This is a genomic window from Haloferax sulfurifontis (genome assembly GCF_014635105.1).
Classification (GTDB): Archaea; Halobacteriota; Halobacteria; order Halobacteriales; family Haloferacaceae; genus Haloferax; species Haloferax denitrificans.
Map to the genome: position 1 here is coordinate 1 of NZ_BMCI01000007.1, position 25735 is coordinate 25735.

Annotated in this window: 28 protein-coding genes; 14 read left to right on the forward strand and 14 right to left on the reverse strand. The window is 66.9% G+C overall.

What is annotated here, in order from left to right; all coding sequences use genetic code 11:
* Positions 1 to 232: 232 nt before the first annotated feature.
* From IEV64_RS16825 to IEV64_RS16835, 3 genes are all read left to right on the forward strand, one after another.
* Positions 233 to 838 (forward strand): acetyltransferase, encoded by a 606-nt coding sequence (locus tag IEV64_RS16825; protein WP_188424621.1) that lies wholly within the window; start codon positions 233 to 235, stop codon positions 836 to 838.
* Positions 839 to 1107: 269 nt separating this feature from the next.
* Positions 1108 to 1308, forward strand: coding sequence for a hypothetical protein (locus IEV64_RS16830; protein WP_049917654.1), 201 nt, complete (start codon positions 1108 to 1110; stop codon positions 1306 to 1308).
* Positions 1309 to 1568: 260 nt separating this feature from the next.
* Positions 1569 to 2372 carry a DUF502 domain-containing protein gene (locus tag IEV64_RS16835; RefSeq protein ID WP_188424781.1) on the forward strand — a complete coding sequence of 268 codons (804 nt, stop codon included), beginning with the start codon at positions 1569 to 1571 and terminating at the stop codon, positions 2370 to 2372.
* A gap of 54 nt (positions 2373 to 2426) precedes the next feature.
* Here IEV64_RS16835 and IEV64_RS16840 read toward each other — a convergent pair whose 3' ends face one another.
* Complete coding sequence (locus tag IEV64_RS16840) at positions 2427 to 2657, reverse strand: hypothetical protein (RefSeq protein WP_004967315.1); 231 nt, start codon at positions 2655 to 2657, stop codon at positions 2427 to 2429.
* 426 nt (positions 2658 to 3083) lie between these two features.
* On the opposite strand from IEV64_RS16840, the gene IEV64_RS16845 reads away from it, so the two are divergent.
* The 5 genes from IEV64_RS16845 to IEV64_RS16865 all read left to right on the forward strand — a co-directional run bounded on the left by IEV64_RS16845 (position 3084) and on the right by IEV64_RS16865 (position 7617).
* Positions 3084 to 3356 (forward strand): PRC-barrel domain-containing protein, encoded by a 273-nt coding sequence (locus IEV64_RS16845; protein WP_004967316.1) that lies wholly within the window; start codon positions 3084 to 3086, stop codon positions 3354 to 3356.
* A gap of 275 nt (positions 3357 to 3631) precedes the next feature.
* On the forward strand, positions 3632 to 3991 hold the full coding sequence (locus tag IEV64_RS16850; protein ID WP_007276049.1) for a hypothetical protein: 360 nt from the start codon (positions 3632 to 3634) through the stop codon (positions 3989 to 3991).
* Positions 3992 to 4090: 99 nt separating this feature from the next.
* Positions 4091 to 5473 carry a pentapeptide repeat-containing protein gene (locus IEV64_RS16855; RefSeq protein ID WP_007276050.1) on the forward strand — a complete coding sequence of 461 codons (1383 nt, stop codon included), beginning with the start codon at positions 4091 to 4093 and terminating at the stop codon, positions 5471 to 5473.
* An 80-nt stretch (positions 5474 to 5553) separates the two neighbouring features.
* A complete protein-coding gene (locus IEV64_RS16860) occupies positions 5554 to 6453 on the forward strand; it encodes a cell division protein CdpA domain-containing protein (RefSeq protein ID WP_007276051.1) in 900 nt (299 codons plus the stop codon).
* A gap of 126 nt (positions 6454 to 6579) precedes the next feature.
* Positions 6580 to 7617, forward strand: a complete 1038-nt coding sequence (locus IEV64_RS16865; RefSeq protein ID WP_449271543.1) for a disk-shape morphogenesis protein volactin — start codon at positions 6580 to 6582, stop codon at positions 7615 to 7617.
* A gap of 82 nt (positions 7618 to 7699) precedes the next feature.
* Here the strand turns inward: IEV64_RS16865 and IEV64_RS16870 are convergent, their stop codons facing one another.
* Entirely contained in the window at positions 7700 to 8155 is a 456-nt protein-coding gene (locus tag IEV64_RS16870) for a zinc finger domain-containing protein (protein WP_007276053.1), read from the reverse strand.
* Between the two features lie 122 nt (positions 8156 to 8277).
* Here IEV64_RS16870 and IEV64_RS16875 point away from each other — a divergent pair, with 122 nt between their 5' ends.
* Positions 8278 to 9459, forward strand: coding sequence for a tubulin/FtsZ family protein (locus IEV64_RS16875; protein WP_188424622.1), 1182 nt, complete (start codon positions 8278 to 8280; stop codon positions 9457 to 9459).
* Between the two features lie 129 nt (positions 9460 to 9588).
* Positions 9589 to 9984 (forward strand): histidine kinase, encoded by a 396-nt coding sequence (locus IEV64_RS16880; protein WP_049920650.1) that lies wholly within the window; start codon positions 9589 to 9591, stop codon positions 9982 to 9984.
* Between the two features lie 57 nt (positions 9985 to 10041).
* Here the strand turns inward: IEV64_RS16880 and IEV64_RS16885 are convergent, their stop codons facing one another.
* The 5 genes from IEV64_RS16885 to arcS all read right to left on the reverse strand — a co-directional run bounded on the left by IEV64_RS16885 (position 10042) and on the right by arcS (position 14146).
* Complete coding sequence (locus IEV64_RS16885) at positions 10042 to 10299, reverse strand: hypothetical protein (protein WP_007276055.1); 258 nt, start codon at positions 10297 to 10299, stop codon at positions 10042 to 10044.
* 616 nt (positions 10300 to 10915) lie between these two features.
* Positions 10916 to 11305, reverse strand: coding sequence for a DUF7971 family protein (locus IEV64_RS16890; RefSeq protein ID WP_004967325.1), 390 nt, complete (start codon positions 11303 to 11305; stop codon positions 10916 to 10918).
* A 186-nt stretch (positions 11306 to 11491) separates the two neighbouring features.
* Positions 11492 to 11800 (reverse strand): hypothetical protein, encoded by a 309-nt coding sequence (locus tag IEV64_RS16895; RefSeq protein ID WP_004967326.1) that lies wholly within the window; start codon positions 11798 to 11800, stop codon positions 11492 to 11494.
* 101 nt (positions 11801 to 11901) lie between these two features.
* Positions 11902 to 12168, reverse strand: a complete 267-nt coding sequence (locus IEV64_RS16900) for a DUF8103 family protein (RefSeq protein WP_007276056.1) — start codon at positions 12166 to 12168, stop codon at positions 11902 to 11904.
* A 220-nt stretch (positions 12169 to 12388) separates the two neighbouring features.
* A complete protein-coding gene (gene arcS, locus IEV64_RS16905) occupies positions 12389 to 14146 on the reverse strand; it encodes an archaeosine synthase (protein ID WP_188424623.1) in 1758 nt (585 codons plus the stop codon).
* A gap of 112 nt (positions 14147 to 14258) precedes the next feature.
* Between arcS and IEV64_RS16910 the strand changes: the two genes are divergently transcribed.
* Positions 14259 to 14720 (forward strand): pyridoxamine 5'-phosphate oxidase family protein, encoded by a 462-nt coding sequence (locus tag IEV64_RS16910; protein ID WP_188424624.1) that lies wholly within the window; start codon positions 14259 to 14261, stop codon positions 14718 to 14720.
* Positions 14721 to 14825: 105 nt separating this feature from the next.
* Here the strand turns inward: IEV64_RS16910 and IEV64_RS16915 are convergent, their stop codons facing one another.
* Positions 14826 to 16829, reverse strand: a complete 2004-nt coding sequence (locus IEV64_RS16915) for a DUF7282 domain-containing protein (protein ID WP_188424783.1) — start codon at positions 16827 to 16829, stop codon at positions 14826 to 14828.
* Positions 16830 to 17105: 276 nt separating this feature from the next.
* On the opposite strand from IEV64_RS16915, the gene epsC reads away from it, so the two are divergent.
* Complete coding sequence (gene epsC, locus IEV64_RS16920) at positions 17106 to 17969, forward strand: serine O-acetyltransferase EpsC (RefSeq protein WP_188424625.1); 864 nt, start codon at positions 17106 to 17108, stop codon at positions 17967 to 17969.
* Positions 17970 to 18018: 49 nt separating this feature from the next.
* Here the strand turns inward: epsC and IEV64_RS16925 are convergent, their stop codons facing one another.
* The 3 genes from IEV64_RS16925 to tgtA form a co-directional block, all read right to left on the reverse strand.
* Entirely contained in the window at positions 18019 to 18324 is a 306-nt protein-coding gene (locus IEV64_RS16925) for a DUF8036 family membrane protein (RefSeq protein WP_049917628.1), read from the reverse strand.
* Between the two features lie 79 nt (positions 18325 to 18403).
* A complete protein-coding gene (locus tag IEV64_RS16930; protein WP_004041883.1) occupies positions 18404 to 18679 on the reverse strand; it encodes a winged helix-turn-helix domain-containing protein in 276 nt (91 codons plus the stop codon).
* 73 nt (positions 18680 to 18752) lie between these two features.
* Positions 18753 to 20300, reverse strand: a complete 1548-nt coding sequence (tgtA, locus tag IEV64_RS16935) for a tRNA guanosine(15) transglycosylase TgtA (RefSeq protein ID WP_188424626.1) — start codon at positions 20298 to 20300, stop codon at positions 18753 to 18755.
* Positions 20301 to 20486: 186 nt separating this feature from the next.
* On the opposite strand from tgtA, the gene IEV64_RS16940 reads away from it, so the two are divergent.
* Together IEV64_RS16940 and IEV64_RS16945 are read left to right on the forward strand one after the other, a co-directional pair.
* On the forward strand, positions 20487 to 20768 hold the full coding sequence (locus IEV64_RS16940) for a hypothetical protein (RefSeq protein WP_188424627.1): 282 nt from the start codon (positions 20487 to 20489) through the stop codon (positions 20766 to 20768).
* The gene (locus IEV64_RS16945; protein WP_188424629.1) at positions 20765 to 22285 is read left to right on the forward strand and encodes a methyl-accepting chemotaxis protein; all 1521 of its coding nucleotides are present in this window, start codon (positions 20765 to 20767) and stop codon (positions 22283 to 22285) included. The genes IEV64_RS16940 and IEV64_RS16945 overlap by 4 nt, the downstream gene beginning before the upstream one ends.
* A 77-nt stretch (positions 22286 to 22362) precedes the next feature.
* On the opposite strand, the gene IEV64_RS16950 is transcribed toward IEV64_RS16945, so the two are convergent.
* From IEV64_RS16950 to IEV64_RS16960, 3 genes are all read right to left on the reverse strand, one after another.
* Positions 22363 to 24234, reverse strand: a complete 1872-nt coding sequence (locus tag IEV64_RS16950) for an SLC13 family permease (RefSeq protein ID WP_004967337.1) — start codon at positions 24232 to 24234, stop codon at positions 22363 to 22365.
* A 48-nt stretch (positions 24235 to 24282) separates the two neighbouring features.
* The gene (locus IEV64_RS16955) at positions 24283 to 25056 is read right to left on the reverse strand and encodes a CPBP family intramembrane glutamic endopeptidase (RefSeq protein WP_007276066.1); all 774 of its coding nucleotides are present in this window, start codon (positions 25054 to 25056) and stop codon (positions 24283 to 24285) included.
* 113 nt (positions 25057 to 25169) lie between these two features.
* The gene (locus IEV64_RS16960; protein ID WP_188424631.1) at positions 25170 to 25718 is read right to left on the reverse strand and encodes an NUDIX hydrolase; all 549 of its coding nucleotides are present in this window, start codon (positions 25716 to 25718) and stop codon (positions 25170 to 25172) included.
* Positions 25719 to 25735: the final 17 nt, after the last annotated feature.

The window sequence follows — 25735 nt, forward strand, 5'->3', positions numbered from 1 at the left end:
GACACCGCCCTCGAACAACTTTCAGTTCCAAATGTGAGCAATTATTTCTAATTGTTACTATAGTGCGTTGCTCTGCTTGGGGTCGGACGCGATGCGGCGCGGGGACTGATCGAGCGCCAACTGACAGAACTGCCCGCCGACGCCCACGTAGTCGCGGGTTCGCGGGGAAGACGCACGGACTCGCGGGAGTCTGTGTCGAATCTTTATCCGTGTGGGCGTCTAGCAGGGAGGTATGAACGGCCCGGACACCGCGGACGAAACGAGCTTCTATTTCGACTACGAGCTACAGGTCGATGCAACCCGCGACGCCGTAGCGAAGCTCGCTCGTGAGGTCCTCCAGTACGAGTGGGCCGACTACCTCCGCGCGTCGCCGCCGGCGGGCGCACACGCGTGGCACGCCCTCGACTCGGGGCGACCGTGGGGCCGCGTCACCCCCGCGGCGTGGGAGCGCGGCCGCGACAGCGGCTACGACCTCCACTTCGAGCACTACCCGACGCCGCGCGCCCTCCAGCGCGGGCAGTTCCGGCTCGAACTCCACCTCGAAGACGGCGTCCACGGCGACGCCGACTTCTCCGGCGACTCGCCGTACGCGGCGCTCCGCGAGCGGCTCGTCGCGGCGCTCGACGAGGTGCGCGACGAACACGACGACCTCCCGGCCGGCAAGTTCGGCACCGGGCGGACGCTCTGGCGGGTCGACTCCCGCTTCCTCGCGGGCGACACCGTCGCCTACTACGAGGCGCTCCGCGAGGCGCTGTCGGCGCACGACCCGTTCGTCGACGCCGTGGCGGCCGTTCTCGACGACGAACTGCCCGACCCCGACCCGTTCGAGCGCGACTGACGCGCCGGGGCGACCGCAGACTCGCGGGCCGCGTCGAATCACGCGAGTACCGACCGAGAGTGGTGCCGCACCCGAGAGGGGCGCGTCCGGTTCCCCCGACTGCTGTCTTTAGGACGCGCGGGTCCGTCAGAGCGACACCGACCGGTGTGAAGGCAACCACAACAGAAAGTGCACAATTTACTCGACAATACCACTATATAACTACATTCGAACGATAATCATCGTGAACTGCGAAAGAATTATACTCGATACCGTCCGTTAGAGAAACGATGACGCAAACGCTCGAGGTCGCCCCGCACGTAATCACGGAGGGGTCGACCATCCGGCATTCGACGCTGTGTACGGAACAGACGGTGGTGGAGATCGAAGACGAGACCGTCCGGACGACGTACGACGACGAGGAGTTCGTCTACCCGCGCGAACAGCTCGCGGTCGACCTCTCGGTCGGTCGGTTCGAAGTCGTCTCCTGACCCCGCTTCGGGACGGCGCGGGCCGCCGTCTCGGGTTTCGTCGTCGCTCACGGTTCCCGTACTCGTCCCTCCCGGCCCGCTCGTGGTCCCCGTTTTCGTCGCGCTCGACTGACTCGCCCTCGCCGAACGCCCGCGAGCGTCCGCGCCGACACACGACTCGAAAATCCGGACAGTTCGACTGCCAGTACTATTTTTACCGCCCACGGAAATCTCCGGGCGTGTCCTCCGCAGACCCTCCGCGCTCGCCGGGTACGCTCGCCGTGAGCGCCAAAGAGACCGGCCAGTCGCTGTACGAACGGGCGTACAACACCCTGCTGACGGGGGTGGCGATTATGATTCCCATCGTCATCACGCTGTACGTCCTGCGCGTCGGCATCGACTTCGTCAGAAACGCCCTCGAACCGTTCATCGACCTCCTGCGCTGGGCGGGCGTCATCAGCCGCTTCGAGAGCGTCGAGTTCATCAGCCTCCTCATCGACCTCGGCGTCTACTCGTTCGTCGTCGACTTCTTCACCGAGTTGGTGGCGCTACTCGTCCTCTTCGGCATCGTCGCGGTCGTGGGGACCGTCGGCCGCAACCAGTACGGCGAGAAAATCATCGGCGCGTTCGACCTCGTGATTTCGTCGATTCCGGGCGTCGGGACGGTGTACAAGAGCTTCCGCCGCATGGGCGACGTGGTCCTCGACGAGGGGGCCGACGAGTTCCAGGACGTGAAACTCGTCCAGTGTTTCGACGACGACGTGTACGTACTGGGCTTCCAGACGGGGGGTTCGCCCGCGACCATCGAGCAGTCGACCGGCCACGGCGAGATGGTCTCGATGTTCCTCCCGCTCGCGCCGAACCCCGTCACCGGCGGCCTGCTCACCTACATCCCCGCCGACGACGTGTACGACATCGACATGACCGTCGAGGAGGGCGTCCGGAGCATCCTCACGAGCGGCGTCGCCACCGACGAGGACTCGGACGCGCTGGGCGTGAACATGTCCGAACTCCGCGGCACCGAGCGGTTACAGGACATCCGCGAATCGATGATTACGACCGACGAGAAGCGGGACGACGACTGATCGCAGAGGAGTCGAACGGGGCGCGTCGCGTTTTCGAGGCCGTTCCCCGGCGGCTTACCGGCCGCTTCCCCCGAACTCGCTCGAGAGGATACCGGGGAGGTCGGTCAGCCAACTGACGACCGCGCAGACGACCATCACGCCGACCGCGGCCATGTAGCCCCAGACGGTGACCGCGTCGAGCACGAAGTCGATAGCGACGAATCCCGAGAGGATGACGGCACCGCTGACGGCCGCCGCGACGACCACGACCAGCGCGCCGTACGCCCGTGTCGGATTGTCTACCATATCTGAGAGTGTAGATACAGTAACATAAACGTGAACAACGCCCTCCAGCGACGAGAGCGACACCGGCCGTCCGACGACGACTCAACGGATTCCGCGCGGGAAAAGCGCGCGCTCGCGGGCGACTTCGGAGACCAGAATGTGGTCAGAAGCCTCGGTAGTGGTGGTGGGTCTACGGAAGGAACACCGAGACTTAATTATCCTGACCAGATGGTTATCTGTTAGGTGAGTCTAAATACGTATCGGAAATTATGGATATTCGCCGTTCACGCCGCCACGAGCGCCTACGACGACCTTCCAGTCGCGGCGACGCGCGCCGAATCCGGATACCGCGTCCGGACCGAGCGCACCGCGAGCGTCGGAGCTCCGGGACCGACACGACCTGCGCCGACCGTGGTGTTTTTTATTGACACGTCCGATACCGGAGGTATGGTCCCCCAGTCACCGACGGGCATCGAACCGATTCCGAGCATCGAAGGCCGCCCCGTGTACACCGCCTCGGGCGAGCGATTGGGCGAGGCCGTCGACCTCTGTGTCGACCTCGACGACGACCGCGTGACCGCGCTTCTCGTCTCCGTCGAAGACCCGCCGGAGGAGTTGGAGGTCGGTCCGCGCGGCGTCCGGGTTCCGTTCGAGTCCGTGCGCGGGATGGCCGACATCGTCGTCTTGGCGGGCGACCCGGCGCTCGGGGCCGCCGACTGACCGCGGCGGCTCCGCGTTCGACCGACCGCGCCGCTAGGCATACGTTGATATAGTCCGGCCGACGACTGTACGGCGGGCAGTCGCGTTGGTCAGGATGTGGACAGCACGATTGCCCAGTTACGGCGACCCGTCCCGCCTGCTCGCCTCTGACAGGCGGTCGGCGCCCGCCCGTCCGAACGCGGGTTGTGAGCCTCGCAACCCGCACCGACGGGAAACTCGTCGTCGGTGAACTACTGTGTAGATACGTTGATACGAGTGGATAGAGTAAGCGAGTTGTGAGTTTCTACGAGTCGATTCACCAGTTCGTCGGCGAGCGCGAGACGCTCCGGTCGGTCAGCCACTACGAGGAGATGACGGTGCTCCTGACCGAGACGCGACTCGTCCAGATTCGACACGACGGCGCGCAGGCGACCCCCGACGAAGTGCGAGCGGTGCGGACGATACAGCTCAACCGGCCCGTCTTCGCCGACTGCTCCGTCGAACTCGAATCGGACCGGACGGTCGTCGGCTTCCGCGACGGCACCGGCGAGACGGTCCGGATGGTCGCGTTGCCCGCCCGCGACTTCGAGTTCGCGGCGACGCTGTCGGCCGTCGTCGGCGACGCGGAAGTCGACGCTCCGTTCGCCGGGGAGTGACCCGAGCGACCGCGACGGGGGCGGCCGCGAGCCCGAGGGGGCGACGCGTCCGACATCGTGACAATCTATTTACGCGATACCGACGAACGGTCGAGTGACGTGGAACACACCGGTCGCTGTGCCTACGAGCACGTCTTCGACGCCGCCGACGAGACGGGCGCCGACGAGTCGCCGTCGGTGTGGCGGTGTCCGCACCCCGCGAGCGACGGCGCCGACCGCTGTCTGTTCCATCGCCCCGTCGAGGAAACGCGGCCCGCGGCCGTCACCGAGGCGCTCCGCGAGGCGGTCGAAGACGACGCGCGGCCCTCGGCGTTCGTCGGTGGGGCGTTCGAGCGCATCGACCTCGCGGGGGTAACGCCCGCGTCCGACGCGTCGCTGGACCTCCGCGGCGCGATGGTGAAAGCGGACATCGACCTCCGCGACGCGACGCTCGACGGCGCGCTCCGCCTCGACCGCGTCTCGGTCGGCGGCGCGGTGTGCATGCAACGTCTCGACGCGTCCGAGGCGGTCAGCTGTCGCCACCTGCAGGCCGGCGACCGCTGGGTGCTCTGCGAGGCGCGCTTCGGCGCGCGCTTCGACGCGACGGGCTTCAGCGCCGAGACGGTCGTGGCGACTGCGGCGCGCTTCGAGGGCGGGGCGACGTTCAGGAAGGGCGTCGTCGACGACGACGTGTCCGTCGCGGAGGCGTACTTCGGCGGGCCGGCGTGGTTCTCCCACACCCGACTGGACGGCCGCCTCGACCTCGGGAGCGCCACGTGCGACCATCGGCTCTCGCTGGCGCACTGTCGCGTCCGCGGGGACGTCGTCGCCGCGGCGGCGACCGTCGACGACGGCCTCTCGCTCGAACACCTGACGGTCGACGGCGGCGTCGACGCGACCCGACTCACGGTCGACGGCGGCATCGACGCGACGACCGCCGCCTTCGGCGACCGGGTCGACTGCACGGGACTCACCGCCCGCGGCGGGACCGTCGACTTCACCCACAGCGCGTTCGACGGCCCGGTCTATTTCGACAACGCGACGGTCGAGGGCCGGGCGCTCCGCTTCCGGAGCGCGCGGTTCGAGTCGGGGCCGGCGTCGTTCGTCCGCGCGACCGTCGACGGGGGGCTCGACCTCTCCGACGTGGTCTGTTCGGCCGAGTCGCCCGTCCGGTTGGTCGAAGCCGTCGTCGAAGAAAGCGTCGTCTGCGACCACGCGCGCTTCGGCGACGAGCTGTTCTGTTCGGGAGTCCGCGTCGCCCGCGACGTGGACCTCTCGGACTGCACCGTCGGAACGCTCACCTTCGGCGTCGAAATCGGCGGGCGGCTGGATTTCGCGTACGCGCACGTGACGGACGCCGCGGCGTTCGGCGACACCGTCGTCCACGGTCCCGCTCGGTTCACCAGCGCGCGGTTCGACGCGGACCCGACGCTCACCGAGGCGACCCTCGACGACACGGTCGCGGCCTACGACGTGACCGTCGAGCGCGCCGGCGGCCCGTGACGCGGCGTCGGGTCGGCCGCCGGCGGCGGGACGAAGCCCGCGGCGAACATTATATGTCGCGCGGGGGAATGGTCTGAGGTATGTCGAGTGACGGGCAGAACACCCTCATCGCCCTCTACCGACGGTACGTCGACGCCGACCCCGACGAGACGACCGTCTACGCGGGCTTCGCGCTGTTCTTTACGGCTATCGGACTGCTCGCCGTCGCGCTCGCGGCGGTGGTGTGGAGCGGCGGCATCCCGCCCGAGAACATCTTCAAGTACGAACTCCGCGAGGTCGCGGGCGTCACCGGCGCGCTCGGGATTCCCCTCCTCCTCGCCTCCGTCGTGGTCCTGCTCCCCTCGCGGTACCGGTTCCCGAAGCTCCTCGCGGGCGCGGGGCTGGTCGTCTGCGCGGTCGCCGTCGTCCAGTTCGTCGGCGCGTACCCCCACAACTGGAACGTCGCCGCGAGCGCCGACCGGAGCGGCCGCATCGTCGGCGTCTACTCGCTCGGCGCGGTGGCGGTCGTCGCCGCGAGCGGCACGTCGCTCGTCGGCTTCCAACTCGCCCGCGCGAGGACGAGCGGGCCCGCCGCGGGCGGGAACGACGCGGAGTCAGACGCGGCCGACGAGGAAGACGAGGAAGCCGTCGCCGCGCAGGTCCGCCGCGACATGGACGAGGCGCTGTCGGACAGCGAACTGTCGTGGGGCGGCGTCCGCAAGACCGAGACCACCCGCCTGAAGCTCGATACCTCCGCCGTCGACGACGTCGACCGCGCGAGCTTCGAGAACGCGAAGGCGACCGAGACGCGCGGCGGGGGCGTCGACGACGCGGTCGCCGGCCTGCAGGGCCTCCGCGGCGGGAAGCAAGACACGGCGGTCGGCGACAGCACGGACGACCAGACCGCCGCGCTGGCCGAGTTACGGAAGCAACAGCAGGCGGAAGCCGAACGCGAGGACTCCGAGGGACTGGTCGACCGGATTCGCGGACTGTTCTCCTGAGTCGGGTCGGGACGCCGGGCCGTCGGTTGGGAATCGACTCGGCGTCGTTCGGCGTTACATTCATCGACCGAACTGAACGTCAAGAGCGCATACAGATTTATGCGACAGCCCTGCGACGCGTGAGGTATGGCGAAAGGCCTTGACGTAGGAACCATGAACATCCTGTCCGCGAGTCAGGATGGGAGTGAGACCGTATTTGTCCAGCAACGAAACTCGTTCGTCGAAATCGACTACAGCGACATGGCGGAGCAGATGCTCTCGCGGAGCGACGTGCTCCACATCCGCAAGGACGACAAAGTGTACGTCGTCGGTGACGACGCGCTCAACTTCGCGAACATCTTCGGTAAGGAGACGCGACGGCCGATGCAACACGGCATCCTCTCCAGCGAGGAGTCCTCCGCGATTCCGATGATCAAGCTCATCATCGAGCAGGTCGTCGGCTCGCCCTCCCGGCCGAACGAGCGCCTGTTCTATTCGAGTCCCGCCGACCCCATCGACTCCGACCTGTCGACGCTGTATCACGACAAGACGCTCGAATCGATGCTCGGCGACATGGGCTACGACCCCGAACCCATCAACGAGGGGATGGCGGTCATCTACAGCGAACTCGCCGACAACAACTTCACCGGCCTCGGCGTCTCGTTCGGCGCGGGCATGACGAACATCTGTCTGGCGTACTACGCGGTGCCGGTCATGCAGTTCTCCATCGCCCGCGGCGGCGACTGGATCGACCAGCAGACCGCACAGGCCACCGGCACGGCCGTCGACAAGGTCACGTCCATCAAGGAAGACGACTTCCAGCTCGACTTCCGCACCGACGTCGGCGGCGTCGAGGGCGCGCTGTCGATTTACTACGAGAACCTCCTCGACTACGTCATCGAGAACATCGAACGCGAGGTCGACGAGGAGGACATCGAGGAGGGCCTCGACGTGCCCGTCGTCGTCACCGGCGGCACCTCCAGCCCCGACGGCTTCGAAGAGCTGTTCGAACACCACCTCGAAGACTCGACGATTCCGTTCTCGGTCAACGAGGTCCGGAGCATCGACCGCCCCCTGTACAGCGTCGCCCGCGGGTCGCTCGTCGCCGCCCGCTCCGAAGAGGAGTCCGACGGGAGCACCTCCGAGCCCGAACCGGAAGCCGAAGCCGCGCCGGAATCGAACTGAACGCCGACCCGAACCGACGCTCCCGACCGGACAGTACGTCACGACCGAGGTCGACGCGCCGCCGGCGACGCGCGAGCGCGCGTCACTCGTCGCCCGCGCGGTCCCCGCGGTCGCCGTCCTCCCCGTTTTTCAGGTGCGAGTCACTGGGCTCGCGGTCGGTGGCTTCGTCGTCGGCCTCGTCGTCACCGGCATCAGCCGCGTCGGTAGTCGTGTCGCTGTCGTCCTCGTCGCTCTCTGTGTGGTCCTCGTCGTCCTCTGTGCCGACCTCGTTGCGCTCGGATTCGACCTCGGTGTCGCCGTCGGTCGACTCGCCGCCGTCGGCTCCGCCAGCACCGCCCGCGTTCCCGTCCCGCTCGCGCGCCTCGCGGAGCGCCCGCTCGTGGAAGCGGGCTATCGCGTCGTCCCACGACTCTCGGCTCGGCGCGTCGCGCTCGTGGACCGTCTCGACGCCGACGAAGCCGCATCGCTCGCAGTAGCGCGCCGCGCGGCCGTCGAACGAAAGCGTCGAGAGGGGCTGTGAGCACCGCGGACAGGTCATGGCGTCTGCCGATGGTTCTCGCGGGGGTCGTATAGAACTACCCCGTCGGCGGCGCGTCCGAGTCTGGCTGTGACAGTGTACTAACAGAAGATTCACCACTGATGACGTGTCAAAGAGAGACGATGAAGGTCCTCTGCTTCGGCGTGGGGCAAGCGGGTGGAAACGTCCTCGATGCCCTCCTCCGGTACGAACAGCGCACGAACGCCGACTACGTCGTCGACGCGGTCGCGTACAACACCGCGTCGGCCGACCTCCGCGGCCTCGACCTCGTTCCCGAGGAGAACCGCATCCTCTTCGGCGCGGACGAGGTGAGCGGCCACGGCGTCGGCGCGGACAACGAACTCGCCGCGGAACTCGCCGAGCGCGACAGCCGACAGCTCCTGCGGGGCACCGACGGCGCGCCGACCTCCACGGCCGACGCGTTTCTCATCTTCGCGGGTCTCGGCGGCGGCACGGGGAGCGGCGCGGCCCCCGTGCTCGCAAAGCACCTCAACCGCGTCTACGAACAGCCCATCTACGGCGTCGGCGTCCTCCCCGCCGCCGACGAGGGGGCGCTCTACTCGCGCAACGCCGCGCGGTCGCTCAAGGCGTTCGTGGACGTGACCGACCACGTGTTCGCGTTCGACAACGGCGCGTGGGCCGAAAGCGGAGAGGACGTCGCGGCGGCCCACGAGTCGATGAACGAGGAACTCGTGCGCCGCCTCGGCATCCTCTTGGCCTCGGGCGAAGTAGGCGAGTCGGGGTCGGTCGGCGAGAGCGTCGTCGACTCCTCGGAGGTCATCAACACCCTCCGCGGCGGCGGCATCTCGACTATCGGCTACGCGGCGAGCGAACTCCCCGAGAGCGACGGCGGCGGCGGATTCAGCATCTCGGGACTCTTGGGCGGGGGGTCGTCGTCGGCGGACGAACTCGACTCCATCAACCGCATCACGACCCAGACGCGGAAGGCGGTGCTCGGGCGACTCACGCTCCCGTGCGACGTCGACTCCGCCTCTCGGGGACTGGTCGTCGTCAGCGGCCCGCCCGAGTGGCTCAACCGGAAGGCCATCGAGCGGAGTCGGACGTGGGTCGAAGAGCAGACCGGGAGCATGGAGGTCCGCGGCGGCGACTACCCGCTTCCGGAGTCGAACCACGTCGGCGTGCTCGTGCTCCTCGGCGACGTGTCGCGGAGCGACCGCGTGGCCGAGGTTCGGTCGACCGGCGTCGAGGCCGAGCGGGCTCGCCGCGAACGGGACGCCGACGCCGCCGCCAGCGAAGACAAAACGGAGGCCGTCGTCGACGACCGCCTCGATTCCCTGTTCTGAATCGACGACCGACGACTGACGACAACCGGCGACGCCGGCGAGCGGTCCCGCGTGCCACCGCCGTCCGCGCCCGGTGTGGTCTCGGGTCGGAGAAAGTGTCAAATACTCCCTCGGCGAACAGTCGGACGCGTGTCCGAGATTAGCATAGCGGCGACGCCGCGCATCCTCGCCTACGGTCCGCCACCGGCGGGTCCGATAGCGACAGAGCGCGACGTGGACGTCGAGTTCGTGAGGTCGAGTCGGGTGTTGTTCGAGCGATTGACCGAGGGGCCGGTGCATCTCGTCGTCTGCCTCCACGCCCCGCCGGCGTTCGACGGCGTCGAGGCGGTCAAAGGAATCCGCCGGTTCGACGCGACGGTTCCGGTGGTACTGGCGTCGCGGGTCCAAAACACGATGCTCAATCTACAGGCGATTCAGTCGCAGGTCACATGGAGCGTCGGTCTCGCGGGCGACGTGCCCGTCGAGGAGGCGCTGTCGGAACTCGTCGTCGACGCGAGCGAGTGGATAGAGCGACAGGTAGAGTAGCGAAATCGCGTCTGCCGAACCGCCCGAAGGCGAAGCTCACCCGGCGTCGAACCGCGGTCAGTCGTCGGTCGTCGGGAAGTCGAAACCCCCCCGCGAGGGGCCGCCGCGCTCGTCGGCGCAGTCCCCCGGAAACGACACCTGCGCTAGTTCGTTCTGCACTGCCCACAACCCCTCGAAGAGCCGGGCGAACTCGTCGTCCGCGTTGTCCGGGAGGTCGCGGGTGCATTCCCACAACAGTTCTTCAGCGCGGTCGATGTGCGTGGTGGCCCGGGCGAAGGCGTCTTCGGGACGACGGGGAGAGGAACGGTCCGCCATGACGCGTACTCTGTCACCGATGCGCATAGTCGTTTCAGCAGATGTAACGACGTTATATTCGTTACACCTCTGCCGGATTGTTCGACAGACTGATAATCAGAATCATTTATATATTCGAAGCGATTGTGTCTAATTGGATGCATCACCGTACAGAGTAACCCCTCGGACGCATCCACTGACCGAACTCATCCCCCCTTCCCCCCCTTCCCCATTAGGTTCGGTCACCCTTCACGGGGCGCGCGACCAATCTTTGCGAGCGACAGCGATATTCACGACCGCCCGGAGAGTTACCGGTCGAGCGAACACGGTCGACTCGATCCCCAACCACAGAATAGTTTTAATTGTGAAATACTACGTGAGGGTGAAGAATGATGGACGCCAGAATTAATACTCGCACTTTCCATCGCAATCGCCATTTAATATTGGATATGTGGCCGATTAGAGCATAATTAAGTAAATAACGAGACAATATAGATAAAAATATATTTATAAGATTATTTAATTTAATTCTATAATTTCCCATAATACAAGAATATTGTATGAGACAAACACAACTGATGGTAGAAAGGCGTTCGGTCCGAAAACAGACCGTCAGTCAGAACCGCGGGCGTCGCAACTACTTGCCGAATCTGATGCCGTCTTCGACCAGTCGGAGATTTCGTTCTCGGTCGATGTGCGGTTTCAGCCACTCGTACTCCTCGATTTGGAGGATGAGGTCCGCCTGCAGGTTTCGCCACGCGATGGCGTAGATGGGCGACTGCCCCCACGCGCGGAGCTCGGGGATGAACTCGTCGTAGCGCTCGTAGTGGCCTTCCAGACGTTCGAGCGCGTCGACCACGTAACCGGCGGCCTCGGATTCCGTGTCGGCGCCCTCGATGGCGCGGTTCAGCCGCGTTTCGAGCCCCTCGACGGCGCGTTGCATGTCCTGTGCCGCCGTGCCGTCCGCCTCCGGGAGCGAGTCGATGATGGGTTTCGGAACGCCGAGCGAGAGTGGTTCGACAGCCATGCCTCGAACTGGGTGGCAAGGCGGCAAAAAGGCGGCGACGGCCGCATCACGGCGCGGGCGGTTACCGACATCGCGGACGCCGTCGAGAACGCGGGACCGAGCGGAGTCGCCACTGCTCGCGAGAAACAGCGCGCCGGGGTGCCTCCGAAGGCCGTCCCGACCTTCGGTTTCGGCGCGTCGTTCGCGTTACGCGTCCGTCTCGTCGGTCCGCGCCCTGAGTTCGGACTCGACGAGGGCGTCGAAGTCGACGCCGTCGGCTCGGTACTGGTCGCGGTTGTCGAGGACGACCAACCCCTTGTCGGTGATTTCGTACAGCCCGGAGTTCGGCGCGGGCCCGACGCGCGCCAACAGGCCGTAGTCCGCGAGAATCGGCAGTCGCGTGTTGATGTACGATCGGTTCTTATCGAGGATATACGAGAGATTCACGGCGGTGTTTCGCCTCCTATCTGCGAGCGCCTCGAGGATGTCGAAGTCAGTTGGGACGGCCAACTTCATACACGGTTGTTCGTAGCCGCTGTTAAATAAACAACTTATGTGAACGGCCACCGAGCCGGGTTCGCGCGGCGGAGGGCGTCAGCGCGGCGGCCTCGGGCGGGTTACCGGTGTTCGAGCGCGTCGCGCGCGAGGCGCAAATCCTCGAGAATCCGCGTGTGTCGGTCGATTGCGTCGTCGATGTGGCGCTCCGTCACCGCCGTGTCGAACCCGGCGTCACGGTGGTACTGCGCCCGCAACAGATGCGATTCTAAGGCCCGCGAGGTCGAATCGCTCGCCGCCAACAGCGCATGGGTAATCGTCCAGTCTACCGCTCCCTCGTCGGGGAGGTCGTCGAACTCCGTTCGCCCCTTGTGTCGTTCTACCATCATTGCCCACGTTGGGCCGGGATGCTACTTAAATTTATAGTGGCGTGATATTTCCGCCATACTCGGGTGCATAGAAAACCGGGGATAAATCCGATATAGCGGCGTTCAAAGGCTGATTAACCACCGCGTCACGAATAGTCATTGAAATGTTATGTTGGTGATGTCTACGGCGTGTCGGGCGGTTTTCGGGTCGAGTCGGAGCCCCCCGCCGAACCGAGTCGAACTACCGCTCTTCGACGTGGCGAATCTCGACGCCGACGCCGCGGGTGGACTCGACCAGTTCGCGGCCGCCCATCTCCGCGCGGCCGATGGCGAACGCCTTCGGCCCCTCGACGACGACCTCGTCGCCCGGGCGGATGTCCGCGTCGGCGTCGACGACGCCCGGCGCGAGCACCGAGCCGTGGGGGACGAAGCCGTCGATTTCGACCCTCTTCGTCGGCGCGTCGCTGTCGCGCCACACCTTCGCGCCTTCGAGGGTGAAAGAGAGCACGCCGTACTGCGGGACCATCGTCGCCAACTGCACGCCCGCGTCGTTCCACACCTGTAGCTTGGGGAACCGGCTCGTCATCTCCAGCTCCACGTCCGAAAAGAGCGCGTCGCCCGCGTCCGGGCCGAGTTGGTAGTCGGCGAGGGCCTTCACGACGTTGTGCTCGCGCTCCTCGCGGGTGAACTTGGGTTCGCCGTCGAGCGTCCGCATCAGGTTCCCGATGGACTCCGTCGTCGTCGGGTGTTCGGAGACGGTGAACTCCACGTCGAGGCCGAGGTCGTCGGCGACGCGCTCGACGATTTCCGTGTACGCGCCCGGCGGGACGTGCGCGACGATTCGCGGGTAGTCGTTGCGCTCCAGATAGCGCCGGAGCACCTCGGCGACGAACGACTTCTCGTCTTCCGACCAGTCGCCCGTGACGACCGAGTCGTAGTGCTGGGCGGGGTAGGTGAGTTCGAGTTCCTGCGGGACGACGCCGATGGGCGAGGTCATCGACACCATGTGCGCGCGGTACTGGACGGCCTCCTGGAACTGCCGGTGGCTCTGGGACTCGCTGTAGGGCTTTTTCGCCGAGCACGGCAGGAGCACAAGCGGGTTGTCGAAGCGGTTCCGATAGCGCTTGGTCACGCGGTCGGCGAACCGCTGAATCTCCACGCGGTCGATGGACTCCTCGGAGGCGGCGGTGAGCTCCGAGTCGCGGATGACGGGGACCCGCTCCTCCATGAAGTTGTACTGCTGGTCGAACCGGCGGAACAGGGCGGTCAGCCACTGGCCGTGGCGGGCCTGCCCCTCGACGTAGTCGCGGAGCCGACCGTCGCGGACGCGGCGTCGGACCCGCGCGAGTTCGGCGCGCAGGGCGTTGGCGTTGTGGTCGGCGGCGTCGGCGCGGGTGAACTCCGAGGCGGGCGTGCGGCAGGCCTCGCAGGCGCAGGGGAGTTCGTCGAGGTCTTCGAGGAAGTACTCGCCGTCGCTCGTGAAGTAGAAGCCCTCCAGCCCGCGGGCGCGAGCGAGCGTCTCGTCGACGAGGTCGACGCCGGCGTAGACGAGAAGCGAGACGTTCCGGGGCGTGGCGACGCCCGAGAGCATCAGCGCCGTGTCGGCGGGGAGGTTCTCCTTCGCCTCGATGACGTTGTCGCGGAAGGCGCGCGCGTGGCCGACGAAGCCCTGCGCGTCGGAGAGGACGTAGGCGTCAGCGCCGTAGTCGTCGGCCGTGTCGGCGGTGACGACGGCGGCCGAGGGGTAGTCCACGGCGGGGTAGTCCACGGCGAACGACTCGCGCACCTCGTCGGCGCTCCCGGCGGGGAGCGAGCGATGCGGGAGCACGGTCAGCACGTCGTCGGAGCCGTCGGGGAGCTCGCGCTCGGCCGCCCAGAGACTGCCGGCGTCCGCGAGCACGTCGTCCACGACCGCCGGCGTCGTCACCGAGTCGGAGAGCCGCAACTCCCCGATTCGGGCGGCGCCGTCGCGGGCGTGAACCTCGAAGTAATCGGTCATACCCGCTTTCGGCCCCCGATAGGCAATTAACTTGTCTTCTGCGGGCGCGGCCGGCGACCGAGACCGACCACTCGGCCTACACGACTTAGCCCCCGCCACCCCAAGGGGAGGTATGGACGCCTCCGACCCCACCGGCCCGTGGTCACGCGCCCGCGTCGACGACTTCCTCGCCGACGCGGCCGTCCCGGTCCGACTCTCGTGTCGCACCCCGGCGGACGACCTCTGGATGCTCTCTTTGTGGTACGAGTGGGACCCCGAGACGGCCGAACTCCGGTGTGCCACCGCGGCCGACGCCGACGTGGTGCGCTTCCTCCGCGCTCACGACGACGTGGCGTTCGAAATCTCGACCAACGACCCGCCGTACCGGGGCGTCCGCGGCCGGGGGACCGCCACCGTCGAACCCGACGCGGAGAAGGACGTTCTGCGGCGACTCATCACGCGCTATCTCGGCGACACCGACTCGGAACTGACCGAGCGACTGCTCTCGCCCGACCGCGACGAGGTCGTGATTCGGATTCGACCCGAGCGGATGCACACGTGGGACTACGCGTCGCGGATGAAGCAATCGAAATAACCCCAAGCGGGGGGCGTGCCGCGCGGGGGTGGCTTTTCTGGCCCGCGCGGCGTACGAAAAGAGGGTGCCTCTGTGTGGTGGTGGGCCGGTGCGTCGTCAGCGGGGTTACCGACGCCGGGCGGCGACGAGCGCCGCCGCGACGAGCGCGACGAGGGCCACGACGAGACCGAAGCCGGGCGCGTCGGTGGACGACTCGGTCGTCGTCTCCATCGGCTCGTCCCCCATCTCGGTCGCGGGTTCATCGGTCATCGTCTCAGTCGGTTCGTCCGTCATCGAGTCGGTCGTCGTCTCGGTCATCGTGCCTTCGACCGTGTAGTCGGCCGTGGTGACGACCGCGCCGCCGGCGGCGACGTAGGGACCGTCGTTTTCGCCCTCACTGGTCACGAAGTCGTAGACCTCGTTGCCGTTGGTGTCCATGTGCGCCATCGGGACGACGGTGCCGGACTCCTCGAACGGCGCGTCGAGGGTGATTTCGACGTTCTCGTGGGTGCCGGGTTCGAGGTACGCGGAAGTGCCGCGGACGCTCTCGAAGACCTGGCCCTCGGTGACCGTCGCGTCGTGGACCGTCACGAACCCGCCGTCGTGGAGCGTGACGGACTCGACGGTGACGGTCGCGCCGTCGCCGGACTGGTCCATCGCGGTCACGACCGCGTTGACCGAGGTGTGGGCGCTGGCGACGACCGCGCCGCCGTCAGCGGTGTACGGGCCGTCCGCGTCGCCCTCGCTGGTCACGAAGTCGTAGGCCTCGTTGTCGTTGGTGTCCATGTGCGCCATGGGAGTGAGCACCTGTGAGGAGCGAATCGGCTCGTCGAGGGTGACTTCGACGTCCTCGTGGACGCCGGCGGGCAGGTACATCGAGGTGCCGACCACGCTGTCGAACACCGCGCCCCCCGACAGCGACGGGTCGTGAATCGTCACGAAGCCGCCCTGCGAGAGTTCGACTCGGTCGACCACGACGGTCGCGCCGTCCGACGACTTCGTCGTGTAGTCGACGCTGGCGGAGACGGTCGCGGTGCCGCTGTCGATGACGGCGCTCCCGTCAGCCGTGTACGGGCCGTCAGCCTCGCCCTCGGATTCGGGGAAGGTGTAGTTCTCGTCGCCGTCGGTGTCCATGTGCGCCATCGGGACGACGGTGGTCGTCTCGTTCAGCGGCGCGTCGAGGGTGACCCGCACGTCGCGGTGCAGACCGGGTTCGAGGTACATCGAGGTACCGCGGATGCTCTCGAACACCGCGCCCTCGGTGACGGTGCCGTCGTGGACCGTCACGAAGCCGCCGTCGGGCAGGTACGCCGAGTCGACGACGACGGAGTAGCCGCCGGTGGCCTGCGCGGTGTAGTTCACGCTCGCGGTGTCCGAAGGCGTGGCCGTCGCGGTGTCGACGACGGCGCTCCCGTCAGCCGTGTACGGGCCGTCGGTCTCGCCTTCTGACTCGGGGAAGGTGTAGGTCTCGTCGCCGTCGGTGTCCATGTGCGCCATCGGGACGAGCGTCGTGTTCTCGGTCACGGGCGCGTCCAGCTCGACGCGGACGTTCTCGTGGACGCCGGCGGGCAGGTACATCGAGGTGCCGCGGATGCTCTCGAACACCGCGCCCTCGGTGACCGTCGCGTCGTGAATCGTCACGAAGCCGCCCTGCGAGAGTTCCACCCGGTCGACCACGACCGAGTCGCCGGTCGTGGGCTGGTCGGACATCGAGACGGTCGCGCTCGCGTCGACCGTCGCGGTGTCGACGACGGCGCTCCCGTCGGCCGTGTACGGGCCGTCGGCCTCGCCGTTGGCCGCGACGAACGAGTAGACGCGGTCGCCGTCGGTGTCCATGTGGGGCATGGCGACGAGCGTGCCGGACTCGTCGATTGGTTCGTCGAGGTGAACGGTCACGTCCTCGTGGGTGCCGGCGTCGAGGTACGCCGACGAGCCGACGACGCTCCCGAGGACGTTCCCGTCCGTGACGGAGGCGTCGTGAATCGTCACGAAGCCGCCCTCGGGGAGCGTGACGGAGTCGACCGTCACGGTCGTGCCGCCCGTCGCTTGGTTCTCGAAGGAGACGGCCGTGGTCTCCTGTTGTGCCGCGGCGGCCGCCGGGACGCCCCCGACGACCACTACGAGTGTCATCAGCACTGCGAGTGTGCGTCGCATGTCTCAGAGGGGGACGAATATTTAAAAGAAGATTTTCCGAACTGTCACCCAAATCTCTCCCCGATGTGTCCCCAGTCGCCCGATTTCGGCGGCCAGAAGCCTTATCCAGGGATTGGGGAGCACCCCGTCTCAGGGGCGAACACGACGGCAGACTGCCGTCGGTTCGACCGGGCGACCCGCGACGCGAAGGCGGCGAATCGGGCCCGATGAGACGAGGTTAAATAGCGTTCGTCCACCAACTATCGCTATCGGATGTCCTACAGCTACACGGGCGACGCGCATCTCGGGCTCGCGGCGTCCTACCGCGCCGACGACGACCCCTTCCCCACGGACACGTCGCTTTCGTTCCCGCGGCGGAACCACCTGCGAGAGGACGTAGACCTCATCAAGCGCCTCCTGTTTCCCCGCTGTTGGAACGCGGGGCCGTGGGTCGCAGACGAGGAACTCCTCCGCGACGCCGTCGCCAACTTCGGCGCGCTCTGCTACTCCGGCATCGACCCCTACACGGACGAGGACCCCGAGCCAATCGTGGACGAGGTGGTCAGGCGACTCCCCGACATCCGCGAGACGCTGAAGAAAGACGTGGAGGCGGCGTACAAGGGCGACCCCGCCGCCCGCGGCTACGTCGAAATCATCCGGTCGTATCCGGGCGTGCAGGCGATTGTCGTCCACCGGGTCGCCCACACTTTCTACGAGGCCGGCGCGCCCGCGTACGCCCGCGAACTCGCCGAGTACGCGAAGATGGAGTCGGGTATCGACATCCACCCCGGCGCGACCATCGGCGACTACTTCTTCGTCGACCACGGCACCGGCGTCGTCATCGGCGAGACGACGACCATCGGCGAGTGGGCGCGCATCTATCAGGACGTGACCCTCGGCGCGCTCCACTTCGAGGAGGACGAAGACGACGAACACGCGCTCAAGAAGGGGTACAAGCGCCACCCGGACATCGGCGACAGCGTCGTCATCGGCGCGGGGACCAAGGTGCTCGGCGCGGTCTCCGTCGGCGACCACGTGAGCATCGGCGCGAACTCGTGGGTCACCGAAGACGTGCCGGACCACACGAGCGTCTTCATCTCCGAGCACCCGACTCACGAGCGGAAACACCGGGACTGAGTCGGCGGCGACGCGGAAAATCAGAAGGAGCGGGGAGCGCGCGGCGTGTTCAGTCGAACGTAATCCACGCGAGGAACACGAGGCCGAGCGTCTCGAAGACGTGCAACAGCATCATCAGTCGCCACGCGATGACGGGTACGTCGGTGCTGAACCACCCCGAGAGCGTCGGGTCGAGGATGTACATGTAGAACGCCAGCGCGTTCTCGGCGAGGAGGAACACCCCGAACACGAGGAGGCCGACGGCGTGTTTGGACCTGAAGGTCAGGTAGTTTCGGGCCCACACCGCCGACAGTGCGAGGAGCACGACGACGTTGACGCCCGAGGAGACCGTCGCGACGTCCACCCAGATACTCATTCGTTCTCCCCTTTCCCCGTCATCCTGATATACGCTTTCCCAAATCTTTCCATAATCACCGCGTCCCTGTCTCGCACGCTCAGTCCATCCGCTCGACGATCGTCTCGACGGTCTCCCAGTTGGCGCGACACCGCGGCGACGGGAGGTAGACCGCGCCGTAGTCATCGCCGCTTCGCTGGACCACGTCGTTGTCCATGAGCACGTCGAGGTGGTGCCGGACGGTCTTGTAGTCGAGGTCGAGCGTCTCGGCCAACTGGTTGGCGTTTCTGGGCTGTTCCTCGACGGTCTTGAGGATGCGCACACGGTTTTCACCGCCGCGGGTTCCCGTGAGCACGTACCAGAGGACAGCCTCCATCGTGTTCGTTGATACGTCGGGTGAACCTAAGAGCATCGACCGGCAGACGCCGACGCGACCGGCTGGGACAACGTCACTCGTCTGACAGTTCGGTGGAGTCGCCCTCCTCACGCCCGTCGTCTGACTCCTCGTCGGCCAATCGCTCGGAGACCGCCGACAGCGACTCCAACTCGACCGAGTCGGGCACGCGAGCGAGGGCCGACTCGGGCCAGTCGTCGTGCGCCAGCGTGAACGCCGCGTCGGGGTTCTCCTCGACCAGCCGCGAGACGCCGCGGGCGGCCTGCTCGTAGGCGTCGCGGTCGAGTCGCTCGGGGACCTCGGCGGTGAGCGGGTACGTCTCGGACAGCGCCCGCGGGAACGGACCGAACGGCGGGACGACGCGCCACGTCGCGTCGAAGTCGTCGCCGGAGGGGATACCGCCCTCGGTGAGGAGGACGTGCCCCTCGGCGGTCAGGCGGTCCATGCGGGCGTGGTGGCGGGCGACCTCGGGTCGGTGTGCGCTCTCGTTGGAGGCGTAGAAGAACGCGCCCTTCGAGGCGGGGTCCTCGCGTTCGAGCTGGTCGGCGTGGTCGAGGAGGGCCCGGTAGCCGTCGAGCATCGCCGGGTGCGAGCGGGCGCGCTCCTCGACGAGTTCCATGAGGTCGCCGTCGCGGATGGCCTGCTTGATGCGGCGGAGTTCGGCGAAGGTGACGTGGAGGTTGTGCTCGGCGAGCAGTTGCTCCTGTCGTTTCGACCCCGCGGCCCGGAGGTCGTCGGGCGAGTGCTCCGTGCAGATGGGGCAGGTACACGGGAGATACTCGAGGTCTTCGAGGTGTTCAGTCCCGCGAACCGTGAGATAACGGCCGTCGCGGGCGTAGAGGGCGTAGGCGGCGGAGTCGAACAGGTCACAGCCGAGCGCGACGGCGAGCGCGAGCATCATCGGGTGGCCCGCGCCGAACAGGTGGACCGGGGCGTCGACGCCGAGACCGCGTTTGGCGGCCGCGACGGCGTCGACCATGTCGTCGTAGCGGTAGGCGTTCATCATCGGCACGACCGCGCCGACGGGGAACACGTCGAGGTCGGTCGCGTCGGCGTGGCGGCCGGCCTCCTCGCGGAGGTCCGGGTAGGTCGACCCCTGAACGGGCGCGTTGACGAGCATCTCGCCCGTGTCGGCCGCCTCGGCGTCGGCGAGAGCTTGCCTGGTGATTTCGAGGTCCGTCTCGGCCTGCTCGCGGGCCACGTCCGGCGGCGTCGGGATGTCGACCGGCGTGGCGATGTCGGTGCCGATGTCGCGCTGGAACTGGAGAATCTCCTCGGTCGTCGTGTCGATTTCGCCGTACTCGGCGAGCTGGAACGACCCCGAGTCGGTCATGATGGCCCCGTGGAAGTCGAGCATCTCGTGGAGGCCCACGTCCAGCGCCTCCTCGCGGAGGTGCTCGTTCGTCTTGATGATGTAGGAGTTGGTGATGAGGATGTCCGCGCCGAACTCGGATTCCAGTCGCGCGGGCGAAATCGTGTCGATGTTCGGGTTGACGACCGGCAGGAGCGCCGGCGTCTCGACGGTGACCCCCGCACGCGGGACCGAAAGGCGGCCGATGCGGCCGGCGAGGTCCCCGTCGCGGAGTTCGAAGTGGTCGCGCATGGAGTGGCGTTTCCCGAGCGCGGCGGTAAGGGTTGCGTTCGCGGGCCGGTCCCCGGCCGAAAAATGGACGCACGAAACTATACCACTGCATTCCGTGAAATGTCCCAGGTAATATACACGAGAGATGTCAAACGTGATTTTTTGGGCGAACAGTTTACAACGTGATTAGCTCAACCGAGAGGATAGATGTTAGCCGACTTATCACCACTCGAAGTAACCGCGCTCGCCGTCGCCCTCGTCGGGCTAATACCGGTTATCACGCAGTACAGGAAAGAGACCAGACTGTTCGCCGCGGGGTACGTCCTCCTCGTGGTCGGTATCGTAGCCACGAACGTCGAGGCGTTGTTCCTCGGGTCAGTATTCAACTTCGTCGAGCACTCGTTCGGCATCGGACTCGCGGGCGTGACGTTCTTCGCGGCGGCGTACCTCCGCCGGAAAAACGTCATCAAGGGCGGTGACGCCTCGTGATAATCGACGCGCTGTTCGACGCAATCGGAACCCTCGGGTTCATCGGCGCGGCGGTGCTGGCGTGGCTCAACTACCGCGACACCGACGCGGAAGCGTCGTTCTGGCTGACGTACGCGTTCGCCTCCGTGCTGGCGATTCTGTGGATGGTCAGCCTCACGATGGAGAAACTCGGCTTCTACACCGAGATATTCAACCTCGTGACCTCGCCGCTCATGACCGCCACGGTCGCCGTCTTCGCCATCGGCGGCACCGCGACGCTCGCCATCGTCGCGGACATGAAAGAGCTCGTCGACGACGCCGAGACCCGGCGGCGCGAACTCGACGCGCTCACGACGGACCTCGAACGGCAGGCCGAGAGCTACGGCGACGCGATGCAGACGGCCGCCGACGGCGACCTCACCGTCCGCGTCGACGCCGAGAGCGACAACGACGCGATGCGTCGCATCGGCCGCGGGTTCAACGAAATGCTGGAGGCCATCGACTCGGTCATCGTCCAGATACAGACGTTCGCCGAGCAGGTCGACGACGAGAGCTCCGAGGTCACCGCGAGCGCGGACGCCGTGAAGACGACGAGCACGGACGTGGCCAACAGCATCGAGGAGATTTCGGCGGGCAACGAGACGCAACACCGGAACCTCAACGCCGCCGAGTCCGAACTGAGCAACCTCTCTGCGACCATCGAGGAGATCGCCTCGTCGTCCGAGGAAATCGCGCGGCAGTCCCAACAGACCGTCGGGCGCGCCAAGGAGAGCCAGGAGGCCGCCAGCTCGACCATCGAGAAGATGGAGCAGTTGGAGTCGCGGTCGACCGAGACCGTCACGGAGGTCGAAGACCTCCAGCAGTCGGTCACCCAGATCAGCGAGGTCGTCGACCTCATCGACGACATCGCCGAGAAGACGAGCATCCTCGCGCTCAACGCCTCCATCGAGGCGGCGGGCGCGGGCGACGCGGGCGAGGGGTTCGCCGTCGTCGCCAGCGAGGTGAAGACGCTCGCGGAGGAGACCGCCGAGGCGACCCAGGAGGTCGACTCGCTCATCGGCGACATCGAGCAGTCGACCGAGAACGTCGCCGAGGACACCTTCGAGACGCAGGCCGAGGTCGAAGCCAGCCGCGAGACCGTCGGCGAGACCGTCGACGTGCTCGAGGAAATCGTCCACAAAATCGAAGACAGCAACGACTCCATCCAGTCTATCAGTAGCGCCACCGACGAGCAGGCGCAGTCGACCCAAGAGGTCGTCACGATGATGGACGAGATAACGAACCTCAGCGACCGGACGGCGTCCGAGGCGCAGAACGTCTCCGCCGCGGCCGAAGAACAGACGGCGGCGACCCAGCAGATTGCGGCGTCGTCCTCGTCGCTGTCGGAGCGCGCACAACAGCTCAAATCGCTCGTCGCGCGGTTCGAATCCGGGCGCGCGGCCGGCGGCGCACCGGGCCGCGAAACCGCGACGCCCGCGGCTTCGGCCCCCAACCGGTCGATGCGGGCCGACGGCGGCGACGACGACCGCCCGAACTGACCGACGACAGACGACCGGCGCGCGAACGAGCGCCCGACGAACGTTTTTCCGCCGGCTCGCGCGCCGAGAGGACGCGCCTACGCGCCGACGCCCCAGAAAAAGGCGATGCCGGCCACGGTGACGACCGACAGGAGCAACTGCAGGGGCGCGCCGACGCGGAGGAAGTCGGAGAACCTGTAGCCGCCGGGACCGTAGACGAACAGGTTCGTCTGGTAGCCGACGGGCGTCATGAACGCCGTCGACGCCGCGAACGTCACGGCGAGGACGAACGAGAACGCGTTGGCCCCGATTGATTGGGCGGCGCTGGCGGCGACCGGAATCATGAGCACGACGCTCGCGTTGTTCGAGATGACGCTCGTGAGCAACCCGGTCGCGAGATAGAACACCCACAGGACGCCGATTGCGGGGAGGACCGTCGCTGTCGAGGCGACGGCGTCGCCGAGGAGCGCCGCGGCACCCGTCTGTTGGAGCGCGACGCCGAGCGGGATGACGCCCGCGAGCAGGAAGATGACGTTCCACTCGACCGATTTGTACAGTTCGTTCGGCTTGAGGACGCCGGTGAGAATCATCGCGACGACACCGCCGAGCGCCGAGACGACGATGGGGAGGACGTTGAACGCCGGGAGCGCGACGACCCCGGCGATGATGGCGACGGCGAACGGCGTTTTCTCGGTTCGGTAGTCGACGTCGTCGAACTCGTGGGCGACGATGAAGTCCTCGTTTTGGACGAGGCGCGTGAGGCTGTCGGGCGGGGCCTGCACGAGGAGCGTGTCGCCGACGCGGATGTCGATGTCCTCGAACCGGTCGCGGACGACCTTCCCGCGGGTCCGAAAGGCGAGCACGTTCGCGTCGTAGCGCTGTCGGAACGTCGAACTGGCGAGGCTCTCGCCGACGAGGAACGAGCCCGAGGGGACGACGACCTCGACCATGACCGGCTCTTCTTCGCCCGGGTGAAGTTCGCTCTCCGAGCGGGGGCCGCCGACGAACGTGAGCCCCTCCGAGCGCATGATTCGTTCGAGCGTCTCCCGGTTCGTGCGGAGCCGGAGCGTGTCGTTCTCGTGAATCTCCTTGCGGGCCAGCGGTTCGAGGAACTGCTCGCCGTAGCGGATGAGCTGTAGCACGTCGATGTCGAGGTCGTCGTCGCCGAGCGCCTCTTGGACGGTCTGCCCGATGAGCGACGAGTCCGCGGGGACGACCACGTCGGCGAGGTACTCCTGGAGCGCGTACTCCTCGACGAGGTCGTCCTCGGCGGGCACCCGCTTGGGAATCAGGCGCACACCGACCGTCATGAGGTAGACCGCGCCGACCGCGAAGACGATGACCCCGAGCTTGGTGAACTCGAACATGCCGAAGGCGTGGAGGCCGAGACCGGGCGACTCCTGTCCGAGTTGGGCCGCGATGTCGCTGGCGAGGATGTTCGTCGACGTGCCGATGACCGTCAGGGTGCCGCCGAGCATCGAGGCGAACGAAAGCGGCATGAGGAGCTTCGACGGCGAGGTCTTGCCCTTGTGCGCGAGGTCGACGACGACCGGGACGAGGATGGCCACGACCGGCGTGTTGTTGATGAATCCCGACACCGGGCCGGTGACGCCAATCGTCGCGGCGAGTTGCTTCGTGCGGCTGGTGCCGGCGAACTCGGCCATCTTCCGCCCGATTTGCTGGACGACGCCGGTCCGGTTGACGCCCGTGCTGAGGATGAGCATCGCCAGCACGGTGATGGTCGCGGGGCTGGCGAACCCAGACAGGCCCTCTCGCGGCGAAATCTGCGTCCACGGCTCCAGCATCATCAGGAGGACCATCACCACGATGGCGGTCACGTCGATGGGGAGCCACTCGGTGGCGAACAAGACGAGAGACAGGAGAATGAGCGCGAAGACGACGAGCATATCGCCCGTGACGGCCGCCGGGACGAGTCCCTCGACTACCGACACGAGTGTGGAGAAGAACACGTCTGTTCGAGGGGCCAGCGAAGGAAAAAGGCTGGTATCCCCGGCCGCTCAGAACAGCAGGCCGGTCGGAACCCCGCCGGGGTTCATCTCGGTGAGCTTGAACACGAGGTACGCCAGCGAGAACAGCGTCGCGTTGTACGCGCCGTGGATGAGCGCCGGGACGGCGATGTTGTCGGTCAGTTCGTACGCCGTGCCGAAGACGACGCTCGGGAGGAACAGGATGCCGATGGTGACGAGTCGGCCGCCCGCGCCGCCGGTCAGCGCGACGTAGTGAATCGCGGCGAAGATGGCGCTGGCGAGGGCGATACCCGGCACCGGGCCGAACGACTCGCGGATGCGGTTCTGGACGACCCCGCGGAACAGCAGTTCCTCGCCGGGGCCGATGAGGAGGAACGACGCCGGGACGAGGAGCAACAGCACCTCGGGGTCCTGCGCGGCGATTTCGGTCACCTGGTTCGACCCCGCTTGGACGCCGAACGTCGAGACGAGGAACGCGCCGACGAACGCCGCGGCGAGCGCGGTCACGTAGCCGAGGACGACCGCGACGACGTCGCGGAGCGACGGGACGGAGACGCCGAAGTACGAGCGGTCGAGGCCGCGGTACCGGCTGTAGACGAGGGCGACGCCGCCGAAGGCGATGCCCTGCAAGAGGACGAGCGAGATGACGATGAGCGCGAGCGGCGTCAGTTCGACGCCCGCGCTCACCGCCGCGAACTGCGTGATGACGACGAGTATCGTTCCGACGACGAGACCGCCGCCGCCGAGGGCGATCGCCGCGAGGAAGGACCGAGCGAGGTCAGGGAGGCGCGTCGTAGTAGCCACAGGCGACCAGTTGGAGCGCCGGCGTCAAAATCCTTCTCGCCTCGGAACGGGGTTCGAGGGGCGAACGCGACGCGAGCGACCGGGCACAACGCGACCGGACGCGCACGGGCCGACTACTCGCCGGCGAGTTCGTAGTAGAGCACGCCGAGGACCGTCCGCGCGTCGCGGACCTCGCCCGCGAGGACGGCCCGCGTGAGGTCGTCGTAGTCGACCGTCGTCGGGCGGATGCTCTCGTTGAAGTCGAGGTTCTGGTCGGCGCTCGGCTCGCACCCGCGCGCGAGGAAGTAGTGGTGGACCGAGTTGGCGATGCCGTTGGACGGTTCGACGGTCACGAGCGGCTCGACCGATTCGGCCTCGTGGCCGGTCTCCTCGGCGAGTTCGCGCCGGGCGGCCGCCGCGTAGTCGTCGTCGTCAGGTTCGGTGCCGCCGGCGGGGAGGCCGCGGTTCGTCCGGCCGACGGCCTGTCGCCACTCGTCGATGACGACCACGTTGCCGTCGGGCGTGAAGGGGAGGACGACGACCGCCGCCGGCTCGTCGACGTAGTGGAAGTCCGTCTCGGTGCCGTCGGGGAGCCGAACGTCGTCCATGCGGATGTCGAAGCCGGGACACGAGTAGTCGATTCGCGTGTCGGTGGTCTCCCACGCGAGGTCGTCGTCGCTCATGGCTTCACGTGGCGGCG